The sequence below is a fragment of the Nonomuraea rhizosphaerae genome (assembly GCF_019396405.1).
Taxonomy (GTDB): domain Bacteria; phylum Actinomycetota; class Actinomycetes; order Streptosporangiales; family Streptosporangiaceae; genus Nonomuraea; species Nonomuraea rhizosphaerae.
The window spans coordinates 1-8,828 of record NZ_JAHKRL010000488.1 but is presented as its reverse complement, the minus strand read 5'-3'; the positions used below and the strand labels follow the sequence as shown (position 1 = coordinate 8,828).

The following is an 8,828-nucleotide window of genomic DNA, read 5'->3' as shown; positions in this document are numbered from 1 at the left end:
CTGCGCAAGCGTGAGGAGCCAGTGGCCACGACCGACCGGCCGGCGGTCGCCGACTGGCTGCTGGCCGCCGCCTCCCTGGCCGTGCTGCTGTACCCGCTGCTCGACATCGACGCCTTCCGCGACCGCGGCTCCGGCTCGGCGCTGACGACGCTGGACGTGGCGGCGGGCCTGCTGCTGACCGCGCTGCTGCTGGAGGCGGTGCGCCGCACGGTCGGCTGGGCGTTCACCGTCATCTGCCTGGTCTTCCTGGTGTACGCCTACTTCGGGGCGTACCTGCCGATCAACTGGACGATCGGGCACCGCGGCTTCGACCTCGGCCAGATCGTCTCCCAGCTCTACACCGGCACCGAGGGCTTCTTCGGCGTCCCCTTGCAGGTGGCCGCCAGCTACATCATCCTGTTCACGATCTACGGGGCGGTGCTCGACTACTCGGGCGCGAGCAAGTTCTTCATCGACCTGAGCTTCGCCGCGTTCCGGAAGTCCCGCGCCGCCCCCGGCCGTACGGTCACCACCGCGGGCTTCCTGCTCGGCACCGTGTCCGGCTCGGGCGTGGCCACGACGGTCAGCCTCGGCAGCGTCGCCTGGCCGGTGCTCAGGCGGGCCGGCTACCCCAAGGAGCCCGCGGGCGGCATCCTGGCCGCCGGCGGCATCGGGGCGATCCTGTCGCCGCCCACGCTCGGCGCGGCGGCGTTCATCATCGCCGAGTACCTCAAGGTCAGCTACCTCCAGGTGCTCGTCTACGCCACCATCCCCACGATCCTGTACTACCTGGGCATCTTCCTGGCCATCGAGATCGACTCGCGGCGCTTCGGCACCCACGCCGTCCAGGTGGACGCGCCGAAGGCGGGCAGGCTGCTGCTGCGGTTCGGCTACCACTTCAGCTCGCTGATCCTCATCGTCGTGCTGATGGCGATGGACCGCTCGGCGTTCCAGTCGGTGGTGATCGCCACCGCCGTCGCGTTCGCGCTGTCGTTCCTCGACCCCGAGCACCGCATGACGCCGGGACGGACCGCGCAGGCGCTGGCCAAGGGCACCCTGGAGGTCCTGCCCGTGACGGCGGTGTGCGCGGCGGCGGGCATCATCGTCGGCGTCATCACCCAGACCGGGCTCGGGCTGAACCTGTCGGCGATCATCGTGGACGTCGCCGCCGGCAACCTCATCCTCACCACCGTCATGTCCGGCGTCGCCGTCATGCTGCTCGGCCTGGCCGTGCCGGTGACGGCCAGCTTCATCATCGCCGCGGTGATCATCGGCCCGGCGCTCACCACGCTCGGCGTCTCACCCGCCGAGGCGTACATGTTCGTCTTCTACTACGCGGTGCTGTCGGAGGTGAGCCCGCCGACCGCGCTGTCGGCCGTGGCCGCGGCCGCGATCACCGGCGGCAACACGTACCGGACGATGATGATGACCTGGCGCTACACGCTGCCGGCGTTTCTGGTGCCGTTCGCGTTCGTGCTCACCCCGAACGGCCAGGCGCTGCTCGGCCAGGGCCCCATCGGCATGGTGCTGCTGATGACGGCCGTCTCGGCCGTCGCGGTGGCGGCGCTGGCCATGGCCACCGGCGGCGTGACGGCCTGGCCCGAACGGCTGCTGGCCGCGGCGGCGGCCGTGCTGCTGCTGTTCCTCGAACCCGTGCCCATCGCCGTGGGCCTCGCTGTCCTGGCCGTCGCGGCGGCCGTCCACTTCATCAGGAGAAGGAGCGTCCCAGCGTGAAGCGGATCCTCGCCATCCTCGCCGTCGTGGCCCTCGCGGGCTGCGGCAGCGTCAGCGGCTCCGGCAACCGGCTGTCGATCGCCACCGGCGGCACGACCGGCGTCTACTACGTGTACGGCGGCGGCCTGGCCAAGCAGCTGACCGACAACGTCGCCAACACCCAGGCCACCGCCTCCGTCACCTCGGCCTCCGTCGAGAACATCAAGCTGCTGGCCTCCGGCAAGGCCGACATCGGCTTCTCCCAGACCGACACGGCCATCGACGCGGTCAACGGCACCGGGTCGTTCACCGCCAAGCAGCCGGTCAAGGCCATCGCCCGCATCTACGACAACTACGCCCACGTCGTCGTCGCCCCCGGCGTCAACGCGAGCAAGGTCACCGACCTGAAGGGCAAGCGCGTCTCCATCGGCCCGCCGAACTCCGGCACCCAGGTCCTGGCCAGGCGCCTGCTGGAGGCGGCCGGCATGAACCCCGACTCCGACATCACCAAGCAGCAGCTGTCCATCAACGAGTCCGTCCAGGCGGTCAAGGACGGCACGATCGACGCCTTCGTCTGGGTCGGCGGCCTGCCCACGGGCGGGGTCGTGGACCTGGCCACCAGCAAGCCGGACATGAAGATGATCGACACCAGCGACGTGCTGGCCAAGATGCAGGAGAAGTACGGCAAGGACTACTACATCGGGCTCGACATCGACATGTCCCTCTACAAGCTGGAGGGCACCGTCAAGACGGTCGGCGTGGCCAACGTCCTGCTCGTGCCCGACAAGATGGACGAGCAGCTCGCCTACGACATCACCAAGACGCTGTTCGAGCGCAAGGCGCAGCTCTCGGCCGTGCACCCGGAGGCCAAGAAGCTCGACCCGAAGCTCGGCCAGCAGGTCGCGCCGATCGCGCTGCACCCGGGCGCGGCCCGCTACTACAAGGAGAAGGGCTGACCAGACTCCTCGCCGCGCCGGCCGTCCTGCCGGCCGTTCTGCTGGTGGTCCTGCTGACGGCGGGCGCGGCGGGCGCCGGGCGGCCGGCCGTGGACGGGTTGGTCCTGCCGCGCTCCGGCGTCTTCATGATCGGCTACGTGCACTCGATCTACCGCGCGCCCTCGGCCGAGGTGTTCACCGCCGAGGGCCGCCGCTTCACCATGCGCGCCGTCGTCTCCACCAGCGGCGGCGTCATCGACTACTACGCCCTGGACGGCGAGCGGGCCCGCGCGGGCGGCCTGTGGACGCTGCGCCTGGCCGCGCCCGCGACCTACGACGAGCTGCCGCTGATCGCCACCCCCGTCGGCCGCAGGACGCTGATCGCCGGCGGCCGCTGCCTGCCCCTCTACCCGGCGGAGGGGGCGGTGGACGTGCGGCTGGCGGTGGCCCTGGCCCTGGACGACCGCGGCGTCCCGTGCCGGCCGCCCTTCGACGCGCTGGCCGTCACAGCCAGTCGTTCTTCTTGAACACCGCGTACAGCAGCACCGACACCCCGGCCACCAGCACCGACGCCATCCAGAAGCCCCACGGCTGGCCCGAGCCCGGATACGGCACGTTCATGCCGTAGAAGCCGGTGATCGCCGTCGGCACCGCGATGATCGCCGCCCAGCTCGTCACCGCCTTCATGATCTCGTTCAGCCGGAAGCCCTGCTGGGCCAGGCGCGTCTCGCGGATGTTGGCCAGCAGGTCGCGCAGCGACTCCGTCCACTCCGTCACGCGCAGCACGTGGTCGTAGACGTCCTCGTAGTAGGCGTTCATGACCGGGTCGCCGACGATCTCCTGGTCGCGCCGGAGCAGGGTGCCGACGACCTCGCGCATCGGCATGGTGACCTTGCGGAACCTGGCCATGTTCTTGCGCAGGTCGTACATGGTGCGCTGGAGCTCCCTGGAGTTGCCCGCCCCCTCCTCGAAGATCGACTCCTCCAGCTCCTCGACCTTGCCGTCGAACTCCTGGATCAGGTCGAAGTGGCCGTCCACGATGTAGTCGAGCAGGCCGTGCAGCAGGAACGCGACGCCGTGCCCGGCCAGCCGGTCGGCCTCGTCCCAGCGCTTCAGCACCTCACGGATGTCGAAGTGGTCGTTCTCGCGCACGGTGACCAGCGCGTTGCGGGTGACGAACGCGTTGACCTCGACCGGGTCGAGCCGCTCACCGTCGAAGTGCACCGCGTACGCGGTGATGAACAGGTGGTTGTCGTAGACGTCGACCTTCGGCCGCTGATGGTCGGAGACCACGTCCTCGACGGCCAGCTCGTGCAGCCCGAGCTCCTCGCCGATCGCCCCCAGCTCCTGCGGCGACGGCGCGCACAGGTCGAACCAGACGGTGTTGTCCTCGTCGCCGACGTGGTCGGAGACCTCCTCGATCGGGAAGCCCTCCTTCTCCAGGCGGCCGTTCCGGTAAAGACGCGTATGCACTAGACGAGTCTGGCAAAGCGGGCAGCGTTCCGCACGGCCGCCCCGCCCGGGTCGTTGTTGAAGTAGACGTAGGCGTCCTGCCAGCCCGCCTCCCGGACCTCGTCGCTCCACCACGACGGGTGCCGCGGCTCGACCGCCACCCGCACGTCGCCGGGGAAGCAGGCCAGGCAGCGTTCCAGCAGCCCGGGATCGGCCCTCAGCGTGGGCGGGAGCTGCAGCAGGACCGGGCCGAGCTTCTCCCACAGCCGCTGCGGGCAGCCCTCCGGGTACAGACCGCCGCGCCAGTCCTCGTACTGCCATCCCGAGGTGCCGACCAGCGTCGTCATGCACCCGCGCCTACCCCGCCGTAGTACTGTCACTCCTCGATGGGCGCCAACCACTCGCACGGCACAGAACATGTCACCGCCCCCGCCTCCAGGAGCGCGGTCGTGGCCACCCTGTCGGTGCTGGTGCCGCTGGCGCTGGCCACGCTGGTGGCCCTCGTCTGGCTGTGGCCCGGCGCCGCCGAGGACGAGCCGGGCGCCGAGACGTCGGTGCGGCGGCTCACCGGCACGGTCGTCACCAAGCCGTGCCGCGACGTCGCCGGCGCGCCCGCCTCCACCGTCCCCTGCGGCGACGCGGCGGTGCGGGTCGCCGAGGGGCCCGACGCCGGCCGGGACGTGACGCTGCGGCTGCCGAGCGGGCCGGGCGCCCAGCGGTTCGCCGCGGGCGACGACATCGTGCTGATCTACAACCCCGACAGCGGGAGCGGCGCGTCGCCGTACCAGATCTCCGACCACGACCGGTCGCGGCCGCTGTGGCTGTTCGGGGCGGCGTTCGCGCTGGCCGTGATCGCCTTCGGCCGCTGGCGCGGCGTGACCGCCCTGGCCGGGCTGGCGATCACGTTCGTGCTGCTGCTGACGTTCGTCATCCCTGCGATCCTCCAGGGCAGCCCGCCGATGCTGGTCGCGATCGTCGGGTCGGCGGCGATCATGCTGGTGGTGCTGTACCTGACCCACGGGTTCACGCTGACCACCTCGATGGCCGTGCTCGGCACACTGACCAGCCTCGCGCTGACCGGGCTGCTGTCGTACGCGGCGGTCGGCCTGGCCCGGCTGAACGGCATCAGCGACGACAGCTCGTTCACCCTGGACATGAGCCACTCCATCGACACCCAGGGGCTGCTGCTGGCCAGCATCATCATCGGCGCGCTCGGCGTGCTCGACGACGTGACGGTCACCCAGGCGGTCACGGTGACCGAGCTGGCCGCGGCCAACCCCTCGTACGGGCTGCGCCGCCTCTACCGCGCCGGCGGCCGGGTCGGTCGGGCGCACATCGCGTCGGTGATCAACACGATCATCCTGGCGTACGCGGGGGCGTCGCTGCCGCTGCTGCTGCTGTTCAGCATCGGCGACCAGCCGCTGGGCGAGGTGCTGACCACGCCCGTCATCGCGCAGGAGATCGTGCGCAGCATCGTCGGCACGATCGGCCTCATCTCGGCCGTCCCCATCACCACGGCGCTCGCCGCCCTGGTCAACACGCGCCGCGCCGGCGACGGGCCCGCCGTGCCACCCGCCGTGCCGCCCGCCGGGCGGCGGCGTCGCCGCAGAGGCGATCAGTCGACCTCGGCGCTGCCGTCCACCCGCAGCTTGCGCCGCGCCCGCTCGTAGAACGTCGTCCCCAGCCGCACCACCTGCGCCGCCCCCGGCACCGCGCACACCGTGATCCGGTCACCGGGGCACAGGTGCCCCAGCACGGCGCCGTCCACCTCGACCGCCAGCCGCCCGCTGGCCGGCAGCAGCTCCAGCGTCACCTCCTCGTCGGCGGGCAGCACCAGCGCCCGGTTGAACGACGAGTGCGCCGCGGCCGGCACCACCAGCACCGCCTCGACCCGCGGCGACACGATCGGCCCGCCCGCCGCGAAGCTGTAGGCGGTCGAACCGGTGGAGGTCGCCACGATCACCGCGTCGGCCGCGTACCGCACGAACGGGTCGCCGCCGGGCGTCACCCCCACGGCAGCCATCCCCTCGCCGGGGATGCGCACCAGCGCGACGTCGTTGAACGCGGTCACCTCCGCCCCGTCGAGCTTCGTGCGGACGGCCATGCGCGGCTCCACCGTGTAGCGGTGCGCGTCGATGGCCGACAAAGTCGCGGGCAGCTCCTCGATGTCGATCTCGGCCAGGAAGCCGAGCCGCCCCAGGTTGACCCCGAGCACCGGCGTGGGCCGCCCGGCGATGAGCCGCATGGTGCGCAGCATCGTCCCGTCGCCGCCCAGGCTGACCAGCAGGTCGGCCCGCTCCACCAGCACGCCCTCGTCGACCGGCACGGCGCTGCAGTCGATCCTGCCGACCTCCTCGGGCAGCCCCATCACGGTGGCGCCCTTGCCCGCCGCCCAGCGCAGGATGGTGTCGATCGCCACCACGGAGTCGCGCCTGGGGTGCAGCACCAGCCCGACCGTCCCGACCATGCCCATACGGCCAGCTTATGGGGTGCGCTCAGGCTGTCCGCCAGCGCCTGCGCATCCGCACCTCACGCCGCGTCACCTCGGGCCGCCCGCCCGCGCCCACCTTGTCCGTGCCCATCTCGCCCGCGCCCACCTTGTCTGTGCCCATCTCGCCCGCGCTCGCCTTGTCCGTGCCAGCCTTATCCGTGCCAGCCTTGGCCGTGGTCTCCGGGCAGTCGTGCTCCGCGGTGATCCTGACCACGCCGGACTCGGTCCGCAGGGCGAGCCGGGCGCGGCGGATCCCGCGCCGGCACAGGTCGGCGATCAGCCTCTCGCAGGCCCGGCGCACCGCGCGCACGTCCGCGTCGGTGCCGTTCCCGACCCACACCACCAGCGTCAGCCCCCGCCTCGCCGCGTACCGGCGCAGCCGCTCCTCCAGCGCGGCGCGCCGGTCCGGCCGCCTGCGCACGGAGGAGACGCCCAGCACGCCGAGCAGGATGGCCACCGTGGCCGCGGTGCCCGTCAACGGACTGCCGCCCAGCCACGTGGCCGCCGCCGTCAGGGCGGCGGCCCACGCCCCGGGGAACAGCCAGGGGAGGGAGACCAGACCCGCCGCGGCCAGCGCCACCGCGACCCCCTTCCCCAGCCGTGGCAGCGCGCGCCCCGCCCGCGCGATCCGCGGCCACGCGGCCAGGGCCACCGCCACGCCCCCGCCCGCCAGCAACAGCGTCCCCAGGGCCATGGCCGGCCCGTACGGGGTCAGGACGAGCCCCGCCCCCAGCAGCACCGCCGCCACCACGAGCGCGACCCCCGTCTTGCTGCCCTCCAGTAGGCCCCTGGCCAGCACGTACAGGATGACGGACACGCCGCGGACCACCGACAGCGGACCGGCCAGGACGCCGGGCAGGCGCGGCGCGGCCCGCGTCGCCAGCTTCAGCGTGCTCGCCACGGCGGTGGCCGCCGTGTAGGTGAAGCGGTCGGTGCCCAGCTCGCCGGTGAGTCGTTCGCGCGGCACCGGGCAGGAGGCGAACTGCTCGACCAGGTCCTGCGCGCGCGGCTCGGGAACGTTCCAGCGCGCCATCCTGCGCCGCCACGCCGCGCCCTGCCGGCCGCTGGCCTTCTCCCGCAGGTCGAGGTCCATGTCGTCGGCCAGCAGGGGCAGCTCCTCGCGGACGATCGCGTACTGCGGCCCGCGGGCGACGGCGATGCTGGTGACGGGCAGGTTCAACGGGTCGCGGTCACGTCCCGCCACCGGCCTGCCGATCGCCAGGAAGGCCAGCTCGGCGGCGATCCGCTCCTTGTCGGCCGACCAGCGGCTCCGCAGCCAGGCGCGTTCGCCGTCCGTGACGTGCGGATCGCCCGCGCAGACCGCCACCTCCTCCAGCCGCGCCGTCAGCCAGGTCACGAAGTCCCCGCCCGGCACGTCGAAGATCTCCTGCAGACGGCGCAGCCGGGCCGGCTGCAGCAGCAGGTAAACCAGCCAGCCGGCGGCGTCCACCCGGCCCCACAGCCAGTCGTTGCCCCGCCAGGAACGCTTGTAGAAGGCGCCGAAGTGGTTGAGCTGCAGCCCCGCCAGCTTCTCGCCGGGCGTCGTGTGGCAGGTGAAGCCGTTGCGCGACTCGGCGGAGAGCTGCATCAGCTCGACGGGCTGTTCGAGGACCAGGGCGGAGCCGCCGAGCAGCACCTGACGGACCTCCAGCCGGACCAGGGCGCCGGTGACCCGCGCCTCACCCGCCCGGACGTCCCCGGTGAGCGAGCGCAGCCGCCTCAGCAGCCGGTCGAGCCCCGGCGGGCGATCGGCGACCCGCTCGCTCCCGCTCCTGACCACCTCGCAGAGCCGGACGAGCGCCTGCCCCACCCCGGTCAGCGCCGGCCCGGAGCCGGCGTCCAGCTCGCGCCATCGCCTGAACACCTCGACCGCCCACACCTCGAAGCGCGTCCCCGGGGACGGCTCGTCACGCAGGCTCTCCCTGACGACCCGCACCAGGCCGTCCGGGTCGCCCGGCCGCACGCGCAGCCCGCGCAGCAGCTCGTGCAGCTCCTGGCTGATCCGCAGCAGCTTCTCCCTGTCCCGCGCCGACGGGCACAGCCCGCGCGCCTGCCGCGCGAGCCCGAGGACCACCGACGCCGAGCGGACGACCGCCTGACGCCCCAGCGGCACCTCCGCCGCGTTCACGTCGCCGGGCAGCCACGCGCACGCCTCCCGCACGAGCGCCCGCCGCAGCTCGTGGTCCTCGCCGGAGCCGAACCGCTGGGCCGGCCCCCACCCCGGCGGCAGCCGCCGGGCCGCCCGCCGGCCGGGGGCC

General features: G+C 72.8%; 8 protein-coding genes. 4 read left to right on the top strand and 4 right to left on the bottom strand.

From position 1 onward, the window contains the following. The 3 genes from KME77_RS25455 to KME77_RS25445 form a co-directional block, all read left to right on the top strand. Positions 1 to 1,713, top strand: a 1,713-nt coding sequence (locus tag KME77_RS25455) for a TRAP transporter permease (protein ID WP_219471466.1), incomplete at its 5' end; no start/stop codon positions are given. Beyond that, a complete protein-coding gene (locus KME77_RS25450; RefSeq protein ID WP_219471465.1) occupies positions 1,710 to 2,648 on the top strand; it encodes a TAXI family TRAP transporter solute-binding subunit in 939 nt (312 codons plus the stop codon). The genes KME77_RS25455 and KME77_RS25450, both read left to right, overlap by 4 nt. A 44-nt stretch (positions 2,649 to 2,692) precedes the next feature. Continuing rightward, complete coding sequence (locus tag KME77_RS25445) at positions 2,693 to 3,154, top strand: DUF1850 domain-containing protein (RefSeq protein WP_219471464.1); 462 nt, start codon at positions 2,693 to 2,695, stop codon at positions 3,152 to 3,154. On the opposite strand, the gene KME77_RS25440 is transcribed toward KME77_RS25445, so the two are convergent. Together KME77_RS25440 and KME77_RS25435 are read right to left on the bottom strand one after the other, a co-directional pair. Further along, a complete protein-coding gene (locus KME77_RS25440; RefSeq protein ID WP_219471463.1) occupies positions 3,132 to 4,100 on the bottom strand; it encodes a magnesium transporter CorA family protein in 969 nt (322 codons plus the stop codon). The genes KME77_RS25445 and KME77_RS25440 overlap by 23 nt on opposite strands. Next, positions 4,100 to 4,426 (bottom strand): DUF72 domain-containing protein, encoded by a 327-nt coding sequence (locus tag KME77_RS25435; protein WP_219471462.1) that lies wholly within the window; start codon positions 4,424 to 4,426, stop codon positions 4,100 to 4,102. The genes KME77_RS25440 and KME77_RS25435 overlap by 1 nt, the downstream gene beginning before the upstream one ends. A gap of 39 nt (positions 4,427 to 4,465) precedes the next feature. Between KME77_RS25435 and KME77_RS25430 the strand changes: the two genes are divergently transcribed. Then, on the top strand, positions 4,466 to 5,749 hold the full coding sequence (locus KME77_RS25430) for a YibE/F family protein (RefSeq protein ID WP_219471461.1): 1,284 nt from the start codon (positions 4,466 to 4,468) through the stop codon (positions 5,747 to 5,749). Here KME77_RS25430 and KME77_RS25425 read toward each other — a convergent pair. Together KME77_RS25425 and KME77_RS25420 are read right to left on the bottom strand one after the other, a co-directional pair. Continuing rightward, positions 5,695 to 6,552 carry an NAD(+)/NADH kinase gene (locus tag KME77_RS25425; protein WP_219471460.1) on the bottom strand — a complete coding sequence of 286 codons (858 nt, stop codon included), beginning with the start codon at positions 6,550 to 6,552 and terminating at the stop codon, positions 5,695 to 5,697. The genes KME77_RS25430 and KME77_RS25425 overlap by 55 nt on opposite strands. 22 nt (positions 6,553 to 6,574) lie before the next feature. Continuing rightward, positions 6,575 to 8,828 (bottom strand): DUF3376 domain-containing protein (locus KME77_RS25420; protein WP_219471459.1); only part of this gene is annotated, 2,254 nt, incomplete at its 5' end.